The following is a 17802-nucleotide window of genomic DNA, read 5'->3' as shown; positions in this document are numbered from 1 at the left end:
GGAGCCTGGGAACTATCGGGGATCCTGCCGCCGACCAACCGGCGGCAGGCAAGTTCAATCAAACCATATGAGCCGTGTGGAGCTGGTCCTCCTGTGTCAGCGGATCTGGCGTCAAATAACCCAATGGATCATTTACTGTGCTGCTATCATCAACTGTGATGGGGTCAGCATTGGTGCTGTTTGCCGTCACATCAGCCGAGCCGGCCGGGCCCGTTTCGCTATTGCTGGAGGGCAGGATGATTTCACCACTGCCGTCATCAAGAAGGAGCGCTTCCGATAGGTTGTGCTGCGCCGGATGGGACGAGGAATCGCTGGCATCCGACTCCGCGAGACTGTTAAGCGCAACTACATCGCCCGATGGGTCCATCGAGAAACTCTCCGCCGATACCGGGTCCCCCGCCACATTTGCAAACGCTACTGCAGAACCGTCATGAAGCTGGACAACCAGCTCGGCTGTCGTTTCATAACCGCTCGGAAGAACGATCTTGTAGGTGAAGCTGTCCGTCGCTTCACGATCGGCATAAGCCAGTGTGTCCAGCGGCTCATACTTGTATGTACCGTTGCTGTAGACCGTCAGGTCGCCATGCAGTCCATGAATGACGGTGCCCGCAGCGGTCGCGTCGACAAAAGTACCGCCGTCCGAAACCACTACCCTCGAGCCTTCCGGTACAATACCGTCGTTGGCGACCAGGCTTCCGTCGATCGACGGATCGCCAGTGATTACGTGCTGATCCAGATGGGTGACGTTCACATCCGTGGTAATAGAGACTATTGACGCGGCACCCCCGAGCGTTGTCTGAACCCTATAGGTGCCGGCATCCAGACCAAGGCTGGCGAGATCGATCGTCGCGACCGGCCCCAGCACGCCAGCCAGGATGGAGAATGCGACCTCACTATTGGGGACATCTTGCCAGACACCCCCAACCAATTCCTGGATCGCTAGCGTGCCGTTTGACACCAGCGCCAGAGTAGCCGAGACCGTGACATTGCCGCTCACAGCCATATTTGCATCGATGGTGAATGGGTTGCTATTCGCTGTGCTTCCGAACAACACGCCGGTCAGAGACTGCGACTGATCGAAGTACGCCGCATCCGTCGGATTGATCCATGTTATGTCGATGTCCGCCGCATCATTGGTAGCCGCAACGCTGTAGGTTGCATCCGCTGCGGGATCGGTCTCGCTCCAGACCAGCCCCTGTCCCTCACTGTCAATACGGACATAGAGGGTGGCCTGGGTATCCGTGTTCGCCACCGAATCATGAAGGGTGTATGTGAACTGGTCCACCTTGCCGATCGCGGTACCGTCCGCATTCGGCGTGTAGGTGTAGCTGCCATCCTGATGGATGACGAGTTGACCGTACTGCCCGATGATCGTGGTGCCGACTGGGCCGGCCGCCACCGGAAAATCGGTGCCGTTGAAGTTCACGCTGGTGACGATATGTCCGGCGGCGGCAGCGCCGCCGTCATTGTCGAGCACATTGCCGGAGGCTTCGCCGGTTACGATGCTGGTGTTGATATAATCGTGATCCAGACCACTCACCGTCATAGTGGTCAGGACCGACAGTCCAACACCATTATAGACCATGAAGGCACGATACTGCCCCGCATCCATATCCGGGATCACAACGCCATTGGCGCCGCCATCGAGGAGCCCGATATTGAGGATTGAGCCACCTGCGGAAGAGCCGTCGACACTGGTCCACTGGCCCGTCAATGCGTTCCATTTCTGGACAACAACCTGATAATCGCCCAGCACACCGACATCGGCAAGGCCGCCGAAGGCGAAGGTAAGGTCCTGCGTATGTCCGTCAGCGATCGTAAAATCGACGGATGGAACACCGAGGACCGTCGCCTGGAGATCGATAAGCCCCAGACCGATACCGATGCCCAGTAGATAGGTCGTAGATCCATTATCGACTGCAGTTTCAGTCGGTACGATGTCGACACTGGCATTGACGAGATCATCTGACGCGACTGGTGTTGTGGTGTTTGGTGTCCATGCACCCGTGCCCGAACCCGTGTTGCCGGCCGGATCCGTGACCACTGCGGTTACATCACCACTTGGCTGGGCCAGGACGGGCGTCGCCGTCCACTCACCGGTTGTGCCGTCAGCGGTCACCTCCGATGTCGTGCCATCTGGCCATGTCACGGTCACGGTGGAACCCGGCTCGGTCGTGCCGGAGGCGGTCGGGATGTTGTCACCTTCCGGATCGGTTATGGCGACATTCGTCGTGGGAGGGGTCACATCGACCGTGTAGGTCTGCGTGTCGGTGACAGGGGCGGCACCATTGCCGGCCGCATCCGTGAACACGGCTTCTGCCGTCACCGTTGGTGTCGTCGCACCGGCAAGCGCACTGCCGGGAACCGAAGCCGTCCAGGTGCCGTCACCATTGCTGACAGCGGCATAGGGCACACCGTCGACAAGGATATTGACCGTCGTGGTTGCCGCGTCGGCCGGCGGGTTGGCAATCGTCACCGTCACCGGCACATTGCCTGCCGCCTCTGTTGCATTGACCACACCGTCACCGGCGATCGGGCCAACCGTTACTGTCGTGGCACTGGTGTCCGGCGGCGTCGTGTCCGTCGACGTCCATGTGCCCGTGCCTGAACCCGTGTTGCCGGCTGGATCCGTGACCGCTGCAGTCACATCACCATCAGGCTGTTCACCAGGTGCCGTCGCCGTCCACTCACCGGTTGTGCCGTCAGCGGTCACCTCCGATGTCGTGCCATCTGGCCATGTCACGGTCACGGTGGAACCCGGCTCGGTCGTGCCGGAGGCGGTCGGGATGTTGTCACCTTCCGGATCGGTTATGGCGACATTCGTCGTGGAGGGGTCACATCGACCGTGTAGGTCTGCGTGTCGGTGACAGGGCGGCACCATTGCCGGCCGCATCCGTGAACACGGCTTCTGCCGTCACCGTTGGTGTCGTCGCACCGGCAAGCGCACTGCCGGGAACCGAAGCCGTCCAGGTGCCGTCACCATTGCTGACAGCGGCATAGGGCACACCGTCGACAAGGATATTGACCGTCGTGGTTGCCGCGTCGGCCGGCGGGTTGGCAATCGTCACCGTCACCGGCACATTGCCTGCCGCCTCTGTTGCATTGACCACACCGTCACCGGCGATCGGGCCAACCGTTACTGTCGTGGCACTGGTGTCCGGCGGCGTCGTGTCCGTCGACGTCCATGTGCCTGTGCCTGAACCCGTGTTGCCGGCTGGATCCGTGACCGCTGCAGTCACATCACCATCAGGCTGTTCACCAGGTGCCGTCGCCGTCCACTCACCGGTTGTGCCGTCAGCGGTCACCTCCGATGTCGTGCCATCTGGCCATGTCACGGTCACGGTGGAACCCGGCTCGGTCGTGCCGGAGGCGGTCGGGATGTTGTCACCTTCCGGATCGGTTATGGCGACATTCGTCGTGGGAGGGGTCACATCGACCGTGTAGGTCTGCGTGTCGGTGACAGGGGCGGCACCATTGCCGGCCGCATCCGTGAACACGGCTTCTGCCGTCACCGTTGGTGTCGTCGCACCGGCAAGCGCACTGCCGGGAACCGAAGCCGTCCAGGTGCCGTCACCATTGCTGACAGCGGCATAGGGCACACCGTCGACAAGGATATTGACCGTCGTGGTTGCCGCGTCGGCCGGCGGGTTGGCAATCGTCACCGTCACCGGCACATTGCCTGCCGCCTCTGTTGCATTGACCACACCGTCACCGGCGATCGGGCCAACCGTTACTGTCGTGGCACTGGTGTCCGGCGGCGTCGTGTCCGTCGACGTCCATGTGCCCGTGCCCGAACCCGTGTTGCCGGCTGGATCCGTGACCGCTGCAGTCACATCACCATCAGGCTGTTCACCAGGTGCCGTCGCCGTCCACTCACCGGTTGTGCCGTCAGCGGTCACCTCCGATGTCGTGCCATCTGGCCATGTCACGGTCACGGTGGAACCCGGCTCGGTCGTGCCGGAGGCGGTCGGGATGTTGTCACCTTCCGGATCGGTTATGGCGACATTCGTCGTGGGAGGGTCACATCGACCGTGTAGGTCTGCGTGTCGGTGACAGGGCGGCACCATTGCCGGCCGCATCCGTGAACACGGCTTCTGCCGTCACCGTTGGTGTCGTCGCACCGGCAAGCGCACTGCCGGGAACCGAAGCCGTCCAGGTGCCGTCACCATTGCTGACAGCGGCATAGGGCACACCGTCGACAAAGCGATATTGACCGTCGTGGTTGCCGCGTCGGCCGGCGGGTTGGCAATCGTCACCGTCACCGGCACATTGCCTGCCGCCTCTGTTGCATTGACCACACCGTCACCGGCGATCGGGCCAACCGTTACTGTCGTGGCACTGGTGTCCGGCGGCGTCGTGTCCGTCGACGTCCATGTGCCTGTGCCCGAACCCGTGTTGCCGGCCGGATCCGTGACCGCTGCAGTCACATCACCATCAGGCTGTTCACCAGGTGCCGTCGCCGTCCACTCACCGGTTGTGCCGTCAGCGGTCACCTCCGATGTCGTGCCATCTGGCCATGTCACGGTCACGGTGGAACCCGGCTCGGTCGTGCCGGAGGCGGTCGGGATGTTGTCACCTTCCGGATCGGTTATGGCGACATTCGTCGTGGGAGGGGTCACATCGACCGTGTAGGTCTGCGTGTCGGTGACAGGGGCGGCACCATTGCCGGCCGCATCCGTGAACACGGCTTCTGCCGTCACCGTTGGTGTCGTCGCACCGGCAAGCGCACTGCCGGGAACCGAAGCCGTCCAGGTGCCGTCACCATTGCTGACAGCGGCATAGGGCACACCGTCGACAAGGATATTGACCGTCGTGGTTGCCGCGTCGGCCGGCGGGTTGGCAATCGTCACCGTCACCGGCACATTGCCTGCCGCCTCTGTTGCATTGACCACACCGTCACCGGCGATCGGGCCAACCGTTACTGTCGTGGCACTGGTGTCCGGCGGCGTCGTGTCCGTCGACGTCCATGTGCCCGTGCCCGAACCCGTGTTGCCGGCTGGATCCGTGACCGCTGCAGTCACATCACCATCAGGCTGTTCACCAGGTGCCGTCGCCGTCCACTCACCGGTTGTGCCGTCAGCGGTCACCTCCGATGTCGTGCCATCTGGCCATGTCACGGTCACGGTGGAACCCGGCTCGGTCGTGCCGGAGGCGGTCGGGATGTTGTCACCTTCCGGATCGGTTATGGCGACATTCGTCGTGGGAGGGGTCACATCGACCGTGTAGGTCTGCGTGTCGGTGACAGGGCGGCACCATTGCCGGCCGCATCCGTGAACACGGCTTCTGCCGTCACCGTTGGTGTCGTCGCACCGGCAAGCGCACTGCCGGGAACCGAAGCCGTCCAGGTGCCGTCACCATTGCTGACAGCGGCATAGGGCACACCGTCGACAAGGATATTGACCGTCGTGGTTGCCGCGTCGGCCGGCGGGTTGGCAATCGTCACCGTCACCGGCACATTGCCTGCCGCCTCTGTTGCATTGACCACACCGTCACCGGCGATCGGGCCAACCGTTACTGTCGTGGCACTGGTGTCCGGCGGCGTCGTGTCCGTCGACGTCCATGTGCCTGTGCCCGAACCCGTGTTGCCGGCTGGATCCGTGACCGCTGCAGTCACATCACCATCAGGCTGTTCACCAGGTGCCGTCGCCGTCCACTCACCGGTTGTGCCGTCAGCGGTCACCTCCGATGTCGTGCCATCTGGCCATGTCACGGTCACGGTGGAACCCGGCTCGGTCGTGCCGGAGGCGGTCGGGATGTTGTCACCTTCCGGATCGGTTATGGCGACATTCGTCGTGGGAGGGGTCACATCGACCGTGTAGGTCTGCGTGTCGGTGACAGGGGCGGCACCATTGCCGGCCGCATCCGTGAACACGGCTTCTGCCGTCACCGTTGGTGTCGTCGCACCGGCAAGCGCACTGCCGGGAACCGAAGCCGTCCAGGTGCCGTCACCATTGCTGACAGCGGCATAGGGCACACCGTCGACAAGGATATTGACCGTCGTGGTTGCCGCGTCGGCCGGCGGGTTGGCAATCGTCACCGTCACCGGCACATTGCCTGCCGCCTCTGTTGCATTGACCACACCGTCACCGGCGATCGGGCCAACCGTTACTGTCGTGGCACTGGTGTCCGGCGGCGTCGTGTCCGTCGACGTCCATGTGCCCGTGCCCGAACCCGTGTTGCCGGCTGGATCCGTGACCGCTGCAGTCACATCACCATCAGGCTGTTCACCAGGTGCCGTCGCCGTCCACTCACCGGTTGTGCCGTCAGCGGTCACCTCTGACGTGGTGCCATCTGGCCATGTCACGGTCACGGTGGAACCCGGCTCGGTCGTGCCGGAGGCGGTCGGGATGTTGTCACCTTCCGGATCGGTTATGGCGACATTCGTCGTGGGAGGGGTCACATCGACCGTGACTGGCCCCACTGAGGTGACAGGTCCAATGTTTCCGGATGCGTCTATCTGACGGACCAGAATATCCCCATCAGCATATATTCCCTGCTCAAGTTCGAAGCTGCTGCCACTGCCCTTATGCCAGGTGATGCCACCATCAGTGCTGTATTCCCAGCTGGCGCCGGCCTCAAGACCATCAACCACAACCGTGCCGTCACCAGTAATCCCGTCATCAGCAACACCGGTATCATTTTCAAGCGCCGCGAAAAGCGCGGCCGGCGGGTCGCGGTCTACTCCTGGGCCATCGTCATCATCATCGTCACCCGAACCGGATGCCGCAGCTATAATTCCTGCGCCGGCACCAAGGCCAAGCAATCCCAACAGTATGGGACTGACACCGCCACTCGTTCCGCCCACAAGCTGATCGACTGATTGAATCTCAGCAAAATTGAAATCTGCCAGCCCCTCACTGTGATTACCAACCCACAGCTTTCCGTCATCATCCTCGAGGACAAGATCGTTATCATCACCGTTGGGATAGTGAGCGTAGAAGTGAACTATTCGGATTGTTTCACCATTGTGAAGATGAATGACGAGGTCCTCGCCAACCTTCCGGTAGTCAGCTATCGAGCGTGGATTCAAAGACAGCTTAACAACGCTTGGCGCTGATAGCACTATGTTATTACCGGCAACTGTACTGGACGATCCAGTGACCTTATCCGTGACAACAAACATGACAAGCCCCTCTTTGGCGAAACGACCAGCAAAAAGGACAAGATTCGGAATTAACGAAGCAACAAATCATCGATCAGATGAACTGTCGTATATTGGGTAAAGGGGCTACCTATTTCTCTTTAGAGAGACCCTGGTTGTCCAAACTACATTTGTGCCATATTGCCTGTTCTTCGTTTTTCCGATCGCAGTTCTTTCGTGCCAGACCTACGCCTTAAGAAGAATGGATGTTTTAGATATTTTCTATGCAGATATCGACTTGCTTGTATAAAATTGACTTCCATCACGAACTACGTGCTTTGGCCGGTAGGCGACTTTGTGCCTTGCGCCGGAACGAAGCCGGACTTGTGCCAACAAGACGACTAAAAAAACGGGTGAGATGCACCTGGTCAGCAAACCCGCATTCTTGTGCGATCTCGACAACAGGAAGTCGGGTTTCTTCAAGCAATATCCGGGCCCGTTCGATTCTTCGCAAAATAATATACTGATGAAGCGTGATATTTGCTGATCGCTTAAATAAGCGGGCGAACTGGGCCGACCCCAGTCCGGCCATCGTCGATAAATCGTGTGCAGTAAGGCGGCGATGAAGGTTTTGATCTATATAAGCAAGCGTTTGATGCAGAACATTGGGGGTAAGCCGCTTTCGCCAACGTGCTCCGCCGGACATCGTTTTGAATACTTCACAATCAGCCTCGCTGTGAGCACCCTGACGAAGTATTCCAGTTCAATTCTGGCAAATGTACCTCCTCTTTCCACGATCTCTTTTATCGAAAGCATTGTCTGCGATAAAAATGAGTCCGAAACGGAGAAGCGAAAGCTGAGGCTTAACAGATTTTCACTTACTCTTAGAAACTCTTTCTCTATATTTTTGAATAATTGTTCGGAGATATAGACATTAATGATCTCGGCACTGGATTCCACCTGTGCTTCGAAGGGTGTATTCGGCGGTATAAAGAAAATTGTACCGGGTGCCAGATCGAGCGGTGCTAATGAGGCTCCAATAGAGCATGTACCGCGTACGTGTCCGCCAATGGTCATTCCGACCAACAAAGAAGGTACTGCCGAGAACTTCGCTTTGAACGGGCGAATGCGAGATGTATAGACATATACATTCTGTGAGTCCAACTTGGGGCTGTTAATTAATATTTCTACTCCTCTATATAATTTACTTCATGAGTTGCTACGAAATCGTGACTTATGCGGTTCATTCGTCCTCCTCTCGCAAATTATATATATAAATAATGAAAACTAATGAATAAGATAATTTGATAAGATGAATGCCGCCTCTTACATTGTGCGGAATCGCAGTCTAAAATAAGAATAGGGCACGGTCATATTGCTGACCAGAAGCCGAACAAAAGAATCTAGGCAAAGAACATGACAGGAGTAGCAATGACCAACTTTGTGGGTTGCAGGTGATCCCGATTGCCGAGGACAAAATTCAAGAGTGGAGTTTCTCGTTTTTCGCTTGAACAATACCTTTCACGCGTTATCGAGCGCCTACAGAGATCCTGCCGGTCCAGAAATTCATACTGGAGAAGCAGATTGCTTGATGGCGATTTTCCAGTTGTCATCTACGAGAAGAGCAGAGTCGATGTGGTATCGACAAAAAGGGGGGCGGTTACGTAACGGTCGGGGATGGATGACGGTTCAAAGAGATTACCGATTTTCCCATCGTCTGCAGCCGAGAGGGAGCTCGAGATGAGTTCTGATATTCAAGCTGCCCTGTCCTCCACGAGACGGTCTCGTCCCTGTTGCTTGGCTTTATAGAGATTTCCATCAGCGCGGACGATTGCAGAACTGAAAGGCTCACCTTGTTCGAGAATTGTTAACCCGAAACTTGCGGTCAGATGGAGATGTGCAGATATATGGGGCCATTTTCGTGACGCGAACTCCAGCCGCAACGCCTCAATTAACGTGACCGCGATATGTAAAGAGGTTCCAGGTAACAGAACTGCAAATTCTTCACCACCCAAACGAGCTACGCAGCTTCCTCGTCCCGCCATTTTTTGTAACAGCTGGGCGAAATCAGCTATAATCATATCGCCAGCATGATGGCCAAATCGATCATTCACCGCTTTAAAGTGATCAATATCCGCCAGGACGATTGTCGTTGGTTCGCGCCCTCCCTGGTCTAGGTGACGCGAACTTATAAATTCCTGCATTCCTCTTCGGTTCCGAACCTGGGTGAGCGCGTCGGTGTGAGCCATTTCACGATAATGATGGATTGCATCTACGCCTGCTGCGACGACAATCGCAAAGGTCATCATGACACCGCCAAAAAGTCCCGTATACTGAATCATCGTCCCGGCGAACGAATTACTCAACGAACCAACCGCGCGGTCGACGTCGTCCGATAGCAAGTAAAAAGCACATTGAAGCAGGACTAAAGAAGCAATGATAATGAATGTTGCTATAAATATTCTGTCAGAAGCCGTCTTATTCAGCGATCTTACGCGCCAGAGAGAAATTAATATCAGCGATGCAGTGCCTGCCAGTATCGACAATGTCTCAAGCCGCACGCTTTGGTAGAGTATGAGTGCTAGAGCGGCTGTGAAGAGAAATAAGCCTGCAACGAACCAATCCAGAACTGGCCTGTTTCCAGATTTAAAGCGTTCTGTAAATGCTCGACAACAAATGACCACACCAACCAGAATCAGTGTGTCTTCCCACATCGGTTTAATTGCCGAGAATGAAGCAGTCCGCACAAGCATGAAAGCATAGCCGACCGCAAGCAGGCAAAGGCCGGTGCCCCAGCGGGTGGTCGGAACACCGAACCGACCAGCAAAAATCAGACCAGAACCGCAAAAAAAATCAATAATGGAACGGACCATTCCAGTGCGGAATTGATCATGGGATGCGGCCTTCCTAACATGCAGTTAGATGGTATCGACGTCAAATGATGAGGATGTTCCAACGGGCTGCATCATTGTGCGTCACACCATTGGTGTCCTGATCAATTGTAAGTAAAGCCGGTTCCGGATTTTCTCTCCTTTTATTCGAAGGAACCGGTTAAGGAGCAGTTTCCATCACTCCGTTTCGCAAGACCTCGCAGATCGAACCTCTTCGCAGACGGATTGAAAGTTTTTTTTACTGGCAGTAAGATGGCTTCTTGTCTCCGACCATGCTGCAGCCACGCTTGATTTCATCCCTGATCATGTCACACGAATTGCTTGCATTACACGGCGGGTGCGTTGCGGGTGAGATCTCCTTGCATTGATTGACAAGAACATTTGCTGCCTTCGCGCCGATCTCCTGTCTACATTCTGTCGAGGAATCGGTGTCAGCCTCGTCGGCCATTTTTTTCAGCCAGCCTAGCTGTTGGTTAAGGAGGTCAGCCCTTTGGCGTGTTAGAAGTTCCTTGCAATCTGCTTCTGAAACCATGATCGCATAATTTACTTGCTGATATCGGCACTCACTATCGCGATACTTGATCCAGTTGCGCTGGCTCTCCTTGAGCTGCATTTGATTTGAGGCAGGCAGAGAGTTGACTACCTGGCTATAGAGATTATTCAGTCTGCGATCTGCCGCTTTCAGGTCGGCGGATGCGGCCGACGAATACATTATTGCGAGGATAAGGAAACCCGCTGTCGTTAATCGTTTCATGTTCCTGTCCCAACTTTTGCTGTCAAACATCCTCAGAACTGTCCAGATGATGCCAATTACCGTTGCCATAACTACTTGGTCGTGTAGCCACCATTGACCAGAATGGTCTGGCCGGTCATCCACCAGCCTTCGGAGACCAGAAGGCGTATCCAGGGAACTATGTCCCCAATATCTGTCAGTCCTGTTTTGGAGAAACTCGACAATGCAGCTGCTGTCTTGTGATAGGCAACCGCGTCGGCGCCTTCAGCAGGATAGAAGAACGGTGTATCCATCGGGCCAGGTCCGATAGCGGTCACTGAAATACCGCGTTCTCCGAACTCCTTTGAAGCTGCACGCGTGAAATGTTCGACCGGAGCTTTTGTGCCTGCATAGCTGGAGTAGAATGGCGTGTAGGCGCCAAGCAGAGAAGTAACAAGCGTACAGATTTTGCCATTGTCATTGATTTGCCTGCCGGCTTCCTTGATGAAGAAAAAAGCGGCTTTGGCGTTCACTGCAGACATCTCATCATACTCGGCCTCCGAAATCTCAGCCATTGGCTTCTTCAAAACCTTGCCGACGGTGTTGATGGCGATATCCGGCTTGCCGATTGCTGCAACGGTGTCGGCAAACAACGTCTCGGTTGCACCTGCTGTGACGAGATTTGCCTGAAAGGCGACTGCTTGGGCACCCAATGCCTTCACTGCGGCTACCGTAGCGTCCGCGTCGGCCTTACTCGTCGCGCTGTTGTAGTGAATCGCAATTGCCCTGGCGCCGTGTTTGGCGAGATCCCTCGCAATGAGTCCGCCAAGATTTTTCGCGCCGCCAGCTATAAGAACGGTTTTACCTTTGATGGAATGATCAACCATTAACGCGACTCCTTCTTTTTTATCTGCAGGCAACCCGGAGGCTGTTTCCGGCTACGCTATCTTGAATAAATCGGGAGACCGCTGTCAGTTAAAAGAGGGCGGACTGACAGCGGTCTGTCACGATTGCTGATGTTGAATACGTTCGGGCGTCAATATCAGCCATCGCTGACTATTTTACCATTTCATACGAAAGCCGACTGTCCCCTTGACCGAATAGCTGTCGCCGAAGTTGTTGAGACTGGTGTTGACAAGACCCTCGCCATAGATCGAATACTTGTCATCATCCCAGTTATAGGTCCCGCCGATACCCAGACCGCCCCAAACGCGATCGTTGCGGCTGGCAAAGCTCGCACCCTGGACATCAACTCTCGTTCCTTCGAGGAACTCATAATAGAGATTGGCGATGCCGTAGACGTGGGTCCGGTCAAGCAAGCCCTTGTCATTTTGCCATGAGTTTTCATGATCAAGTGTAAGGCCGAGACGGCCCTGCAAGCTCTCGCCGCGATCAATGCTGACACGAGAACCGAAAAAGTCGGTAAATGCGTCAAAATCCACGTTCGAATAGACCAGCTGAGCCTGTGGGGTAAGCGACCATGCCGGGTCAATGGCAATCCGCTTGCCACCCTCCAGCGAGAGGGTATAGCCGAAGCCGTCATTGCCATCGGTCAGGTTTGTATTGGCAAGCAGGGAGTTCAGATCGCTCGTGTACCACGTCACCTGTCCCTGACCGTCGAGATAGAAGCCGTTTTCGCCATACCAAGTCAGTGTACCGCCAAAACCGTAACCGTCCGTACGGATCTCCCCATCGCCGTAAACAGAATCTATGTCGGTTTTGCCATGGGCGTAATGGATTGTTACTCCACCTATCAGCTTTCCGCGTTCCGTTTCAGTCAACAGTCCATCAATACCGGCTTGAAGTTTGAAGATGTTCTGGTCGTAATCGGTGCCAGAGGTCGAGAAACGCGGTTCGATGTTAGTATGGGCGCCTTCGATGCGGCCCCATACACCGTTGCCTTCAATTGCAACGCCAGTTTCTTCGGGAGCGGCATAAAGCATTCCGACCGGGTCAGCGCCCTGCGCAACAACCTTGTTACCATTACCGGCCCAAAAGCGATTGCCAACGCGCTGTTGCAAGGTAGGCACGCCATTCAGGCCAAGCAATGCTTGCGGGTAGGCTTCATAAGTAGGCACGCCAGCCTGATAAAGTGGAGCCGTCGGCGTTGTTGACGGATTTGATGGATCTGTCAATTGGGAACGCAAATACCAGTTGCCATCAGTCGGGGTTGAAGTGCCACCCTGATAGAGTTGATAGGCGTAAGCGCCTGCAACCACTGCCTGCTTGCCACCTACCGTGTAATCGCCAATGAGCGAAAACGATCCATTGGACGCGCCGTTCACTTCAATGATTCGGATACCTTCGTTGGTCTTCGCACCGGTTCCACCGACATTGTTGACGCCAACATTTGTCGTGCCCGATGTATCACCATTGACGATGATCATATCTGTCTTGGAGCTGTCGTCGCCGAGCGCAACATCGAACAGCATCTGTCCGCCATTGCCGTTGTAGTTGCCACCGACCATCACAACATCGCCGACGGCATCATCGACCGTGGTGATGGTTCCGGCATTGGTTACATCGCCGCTAAACGAGTAAACTCCGGCTCCGTCGCCGGTACCGACAAAAGTGGAGGTCGAAGCAATCGTCATATTGCCGTCGAAGTCGAGCGACGCCATGCCGTCGAGTGTAGAACCGTTATTCAGGAACACACCGGTCGTTCCTTCATCCGGTTCGCCGACATGCCATGCTCCGTCATCGATCGACAAATTGGCCCTGTCCAGTTTAACGACTTCCCAATTGGCAATCTTGCCGCCATTCGTGGTCGCGGTCACGCCCTCGAGCGTAAGTGTATCGATCATGCCGTCGGCAACAGAGGTGTCATCGCCGCCGTCCAGCACCTGCGAACCATCATAGGTCGAGGCACTCACAGTTGCGGTATCGGAACCATCCTGGCCGTAGAAGCCGCCAGCGAGCTTGCCGCCTGTCCAGTTGAATGTGTCATTGCCTTCATGGTTGGCGATACCGTCGTTGCTCTGAGGGTCGTCCCTGTCATCGCCATAAATATTACCGGTATAGCTTCCACCAGCCAGATTAAAGGTGTCATTGCCGAGACCGAGGATCGCGTCGCCGGTTACAGTGCCAGCGCTGTTGACTGTGACATTGCCGCCGACCGTATCTGATGCAACCGGATTACCCGCAACACCTCCATCACGAATGGCAATCCCGGATGATGCGTTCAGGGCTGCCGAAGCCGCAATGTCGATTGTTGCGCCTTTCGCTGCAATTGTCTGGATGCCCGAACCGGCCCCACCACTAATTTTGCCAACGACGTTGACGAATGATACGCCCGCACCCCTGTTCCAGGCTAGGATACCGGTTTTACCCGCAATGGAGCCTGCCGTCTGTTTTACACTCAGATCGGTGGCGCTGCTGCTGTTCCGTGCATAGACCCCGTAGTCACCGGAAGCAGTCACGTCGCCGGACAACGTAACTGCAGTCGAACCCGTTCCCGCATTGTCTGCGAAAACACCATAGGTACCACCTTTGACCGATCCGGACGTTTGCTGGATGATCAAGTCCTTCGCTGTGCTGGCGTTAAAGGCATAAAGGCCGGCTCGTACGGTTGCCGTTACGTTTCCGGAACTGACGATCGTCGTTGTTCCGGTACCGCGGTTATTGGCGTACATGCCAAACCAGTTGCCGGAGACCGATCCTCTCGTCTGGATAAGGCTAATATCCGTCGCTGACACATCATTGTAGGCGTAAACACCGTAGGTGTCGTTATTGGTCGCGCCGGTCTGGGTCTGGTTTACAATTCCGGCTGTCGTGATCGTCACGGCGCCGGTACCCCAGTTATCGGCGCGAATGCCATGCGTGTAACCGGTTATGGTGCTATCCGCATCCTGTGCAATGGTAATGTTCGTTGCGCTGGATGAGTTTAGCGCCCATACACCATTGTCGCCTGCTCCATTCACTTCACTGGCGACACCGATTACAGTCGCGCCGACGCCACCATGGACCGTATGAATTCCGTTGTCCGCGCCAGAGATCGTCCCGCCAGTCTGACTGACGATCAGGTCTGCCGCGTTAACGTCGTTGCTTGCGTAGATAGCGTCACCGGATGTCCCCGTCACCGTGCCTGATGATAGGACTGTAGTGGAGCCGGTACCGTAATTGGTGACGTATATACCTTCGGTTCCAGTAATCCGGCCATTCGAGGTGATGGCAACCGATCCGGTTCCATCGTTGATCGCTAAAATGCCTTGACCACCAGAGGACGTGATAGATGAAGCATTTCCATCAGTCAGGGTTATCCCGCCGATTGCGTCGACCCTGATCGCTTCTCCAACAGTTGATACACCGAATCCTGGCTGCGTGATAACTGTTGCCTGTGTAGGGGAAGAAATACTCACCGGAGCATCGCTACCGGTGCTCGAGGCGGCACCCGAACAGCTCCAGGTATCAGAACCCGACGGAACGCAGTTGCCTGCCAATGATGGCGATGACCAGCCGAACATTGATGCAAATGCTGCCGCGGACAGCACTGAAACGCCGGTAAGTGACTGAATAAATCCTGTTTCACAAGGCGCTATGCCACCAGCGATACCCTTATACTTGCCGACACGACCTCCACGAAGCCAGGTCGCTTCATACTGATCGTTATTCCCGCTTTTTTGTCGCCCTGATTTCAACGATGTCCCCTTCCACATCTAACTTGCTTCCCGGCGCAGGCAATTTGCGCCGACATAATATATCCGGCGTTGATGGCCGTCGATTTCTGGAAACCTATGAATAAATCACTTCCATACCCGGATACTGTTCTTGAAACTTTTGAAAGTGCCGTGCCCGTATCCAGAACAAAATAGAGAGTATTTGAAGTGCTCAATGCAAACTCATCACCGTCCATGAGATACTTATAATCGATATGTCTAACAGCGTGTCCTCATAAGGCAATTGCAGAAACTGGCACAAACTGTCACTTCCTGTCATTGCGGCGCCATTTCTAGTTCTGGCATGAGCAACTGCTTGCCGGCTGCTTCCGGAGCCGGGCAATTCAGGGTCTCGAGCAGGTGGACTTTGGTCTGTTTACATCCCCCCGAGACTTTCGTCGGAGTCAGCTGTCAGTTTATCCCGCTTGGAACTACGCAAACCTGGAATATGGATTAAAAACCTGTAAGCTCTGGGCCAAGGAAGTCTGACAAAACGTGTCTTGAACGTGCATCCGGAGTAAAGACGTGGCAATTCGGAAAAATGCGGTTCGGGCTGATCAGTCCAGCAACGTTTGTTATTCCGCTGTGGATATGGGACCAGCCCCTATTCCTCCGTGGATGGGCAGTGAGAGGCAAAAGGTTGATCCGTGAGCGTCGCTGGCTGTCAGTGTCACGTCGCCCCCGCTCTGCCGGGCGATCTCGCGAGAAATGTAGAGGCCCAGGCCAAAGCCCGTTGTGTTTTGGCCGGATGATCTGAAGTACTTCATGAATATAAGCTCGCGGTCATCCGATGCGACTCCTTTACCCTGGTCAGTCACAGTAACAAGCGCCACGCCGTTGTCAGTCGACAGCTGCACTTTCACGGAGGATTTCACGTCCGAGTATATCAGGGCATTTTGAATTAGGTTGTGCAGCACGATCTCTATAAGAGTACGGTCACCTTTAACTGGTGCCTCCTCACCGCGAACAAAATCAATTCGATCCGCGGCGACGTCATCAAGCCCCATCCGGGCTGTGCGTATAATCTCGTTAAGGTCGAATACGTCCGCCTGTCCGGATTGAGGTTGTCCGGCATTAATCCGATTGCCAGCCAGCACGTTCTCGACCAAAAGCGCCATCCGTTTAACAGTCCGACTTATTTTGGCAATGCGCAACTTTATACTGTCTGTGCCATCGGCCAATGAAATGAGCAAATTGTCAGCAGCAGCTGCGATTACACCTAACGGACCCCGGAACTCGTGTGATACGAAAGCTACAAAGTCCTGTTGTTGTGCGAGAGCATCGTTAACGGAATCAAGGGATTGCTTTAGCTTCAACTCAAGCAGTCGGCGGCGCTTCACCTCAGCTTTCAGCGACGCATTACTCTCCGCAAGCTCTGCCGTCCTCTCGCGAACCTTGATCGTGAGTTCGCGTTCAGCCGCCTGCGAGATGGCCAGAATGCGATCCTGTTCTTCTCGTTGACGACGTTCGGTACGCTGCCCGGCCACACGGCCAGAAAGCACAATCAGCGCAAGGCCAAAGGCTGCAACGACTCCGGCGGCCACGAGATGTTGCCGCTGCATGGTGCCCAAATGATCAAGGGACGCCAGAGTAAGCAACTGGTACTGCGCGTTGCCCAGCGGTTGGCGCCGTACCAGATAGGGGTGGCCGTCGATCATCCACTGGTCGCCCCCTTCCACGTCCGCAATCTGGTGCACGGCCACCGCCTCTCCCGGACCCTCGTCGCTGTTCGAAGGTTGCAGGGTTTCCGGCGGCAGAACCGCCGCTACATTGCGTAGCATGAACGTCGCAGAAGACGCCGTCGTTACTCGTCCCTGGCGGTTCACGATCAATGCGATGTGTCGACCTGTCAGATAGTGTGCCATCACCGGTGCGTCAAACCGCACCGTTACCGAGCCCAATGCCTGGTCGTCAGCGTCCTCAATCCGGCTGGTCACAAAATACGATGGCATCTGGTTCAAGCGAGCTATACCAAACAATTGCCCGCTACCGTCGCGTAATGCATCAACCAGGTATGCCCGGCCGGTATAAATCTGGCCAACTATGTTAAAGGAATCCGCCCATTGGCTGGATGTCAGCGTGTCGTGGGACAAGTTGTTCATATAGATACGGGCATACCGGAGATCGTCGGATAGCCGCGTCATGAAATCGCCAACTAAGCGAACGAGCGGGTCGCTTGTAAGTTTAGCTGCCCGCTCCTCACGCGTTAGTTCCGGGAAGCCCGGTGGATCAACGCGATAGCGAGAGGCAAGTTCAATTACCCGGTTCTGCTTCGCAACCATGTTGGCGACGCTGTTCATCTCCGTGAACAGCCGGTCAACAACGCGCGCAGTTGTCTGTGCCTCATACTCGGCACTCGCAGCCAAATTCCTGGTCTCGGCTGCAACTGCAAGGTGGGAAATCCACCAGCCAAGGCAAGCCACTATAGCCAGCCACGTTACAGATACACCCAATGTCATAGGC

11 protein-coding genes are annotated in these 17802 nt (G+C 55.9%); all 11 read right to left on the bottom strand.

What is annotated here, in order from left to right; all coding sequences use genetic code 11:
• Window positions 1–58 precede the first annotated feature (58 nt).
• Complete coding sequence (locus LJ361_RS09635) at window positions 59–2881, bottom strand: beta strand repeat-containing protein (protein WP_264813419.1); 2823 nt, start codon at window positions 2879–2881, stop codon at window positions 59–61.
• Window positions 2835–4067: a hypothetical protein gene (locus LJ361_RS09630; protein ID WP_264813418.1), complete on the bottom strand. Its 1233-nt coding sequence runs from the start codon at window positions 4065–4067 to the stop codon at window positions 2835–2837. Before LJ361_RS09630 ends, LJ361_RS09635 begins: the two co-directional genes overlap by 47 nt.
• A 33-nt stretch (window positions 4068–4100) precedes the next feature.
• On the bottom strand, window positions 4101–5213 hold the full coding sequence (locus LJ361_RS09625; RefSeq protein WP_264813417.1) for a hypothetical protein: 1113 nt from the start codon (window positions 5211–5213) through the stop codon (window positions 4101–4103).
• Window positions 5210–7123 carry a BapA/Bap/LapF family prefix-like domain-containing protein gene (locus tag LJ361_RS09620; protein ID WP_264813416.1) on the bottom strand — a complete coding sequence of 638 codons (1914 nt, stop codon included), beginning with the start codon at window positions 7121–7123 and terminating at the stop codon, window positions 5210–5212. Before LJ361_RS09620 ends, LJ361_RS09625 begins: the two co-directional genes overlap by 4 nt.
• Window positions 7124–7403: 280 nt before the next feature.
• Window positions 7404–7673, bottom strand: a complete 270-nt coding sequence (locus LJ361_RS09615; protein ID WP_264813590.1) for a helix-turn-helix domain-containing protein — start codon at window positions 7671–7673, stop codon at window positions 7404–7406.
• 44 nt (window positions 7674–7717) lie between these two features.
• A complete protein-coding gene (locus LJ361_RS09610) occupies window positions 7718–8158 on the bottom strand; it encodes an AraC family ligand binding domain-containing protein (RefSeq protein ID WP_264813616.1) in 441 nt (146 codons plus the stop codon).
• Between the two features lie 677 nt (window positions 8159–8835).
• Window positions 8836–9954 carry a GGDEF domain-containing protein gene (locus LJ361_RS09605; protein WP_264813414.1) on the bottom strand — a complete coding sequence of 373 codons (1119 nt, stop codon included), beginning with the start codon at window positions 9952–9954 and terminating at the stop codon, window positions 8836–8838.
• A gap of 256 nt (window positions 9955–10210) precedes the next feature.
• The gene (locus LJ361_RS09600; RefSeq protein ID WP_226622652.1) at window positions 10211–10726 is read right to left on the bottom strand and encodes a lysozyme inhibitor LprI family protein; all 516 of its coding nucleotides are present in this window, start codon (window positions 10724–10726) and stop codon (window positions 10211–10213) included.
• A gap of 71 nt (window positions 10727–10797) precedes the next feature.
• Entirely contained in the window at window positions 10798–11571 is a 774-nt protein-coding gene (locus tag LJ361_RS09595; RefSeq protein WP_105529371.1) for an SDR family oxidoreductase, read from the bottom strand.
• A gap of 174 nt (window positions 11572–11745) precedes the next feature.
• Window positions 11746–15147, bottom strand: coding sequence for an autotransporter outer membrane beta-barrel domain-containing protein (locus LJ361_RS09590; RefSeq protein WP_413775054.1), 3402 nt, complete (start codon window positions 15145–15147; stop codon window positions 11746–11748).
• A gap of 767 nt (window positions 15148–15914) precedes the next feature.
• The gene (locus tag LJ361_RS09585; RefSeq protein WP_264813411.1) at window positions 15915–17705 is read right to left on the bottom strand and encodes a sensor histidine kinase; all 1791 of its coding nucleotides are present in this window, start codon (window positions 17703–17705) and stop codon (window positions 15915–15917) included.
• Window positions 17706–17802: the final 97 nt, after the last annotated feature.

Origin of the sequence: Brucella sp. JSBI001, assembly GCF_026014005.1 — a bacterium.
GTDB classification, from domain to species: domain Bacteria; phylum Pseudomonadota; class Alphaproteobacteria; order Rhizobiales; family Rhizobiaceae; genus Brucella; species Brucella anthropi.
Note: the sequence above shows the minus strand (reverse complement) of the source record. Positions and strands in the feature narration are given on the sequence as shown.

Bases quoted from the DNA above. Each gene is read 5' to 3' on its own strand.
- LJ361_RS09635 (WP_264813419.1), bottom strand. From the start codon at position 2,881: ATGGTGCCGCCCTGTCACCGACACGCAGACCTACACGGTCGATGTGAC.
- LJ361_RS09630 (WP_264813418.1), bottom strand. From the start codon at position 4,067: ATGGTGCCGCCCTGTCACCGACACGCAGACCTACACGGTCGATGTGAC.
- LJ361_RS09620 (WP_264813416.1), bottom strand. From the start codon at position 7,123: ATGTTTGTTGTCACGGATAAGGTCACTGGATCGTCCAGTACAGTTGCC.
- LJ361_RS09615 (WP_264813590.1), bottom strand. From the start codon at position 7,673: ATGGCCGGACTGGGGTCGGCCCAGTTCGCCCGCTTATTTAAGCGATCA.
- LJ361_RS09610 (WP_264813616.1), bottom strand. From the start codon at position 8,158: ATGACCATTGGCGGACACGTACGCGGTACATGCTCTATTGGAGCCTCA.
- LJ361_RS09605 (WP_264813414.1), bottom strand. From the start codon at position 9,954: ATGGTCCGTTCCATTATTGATTTTTTTTGCGGTTCTGGTCTGATTTTT.
- LJ361_RS09600 (WP_226622652.1), bottom strand. From the start codon at position 10,726: ATGAAACGATTAACGACAGCGGGTTTCCTTATCCTCGCAATAATGTAT.
- LJ361_RS09595 (WP_105529371.1), bottom strand. From the start codon at position 11,571: ATGGTTGATCATTCCATCAAAGGTAAAACCGTTCTTATAGCTGGCGGC.
- LJ361_RS09590 (WP_413775054.1), bottom strand. From the start codon at position 15,147: ATGTTCGGCTGGTCATCGCCATCATTGGCAGGCAACTGCGTTCCGTCG.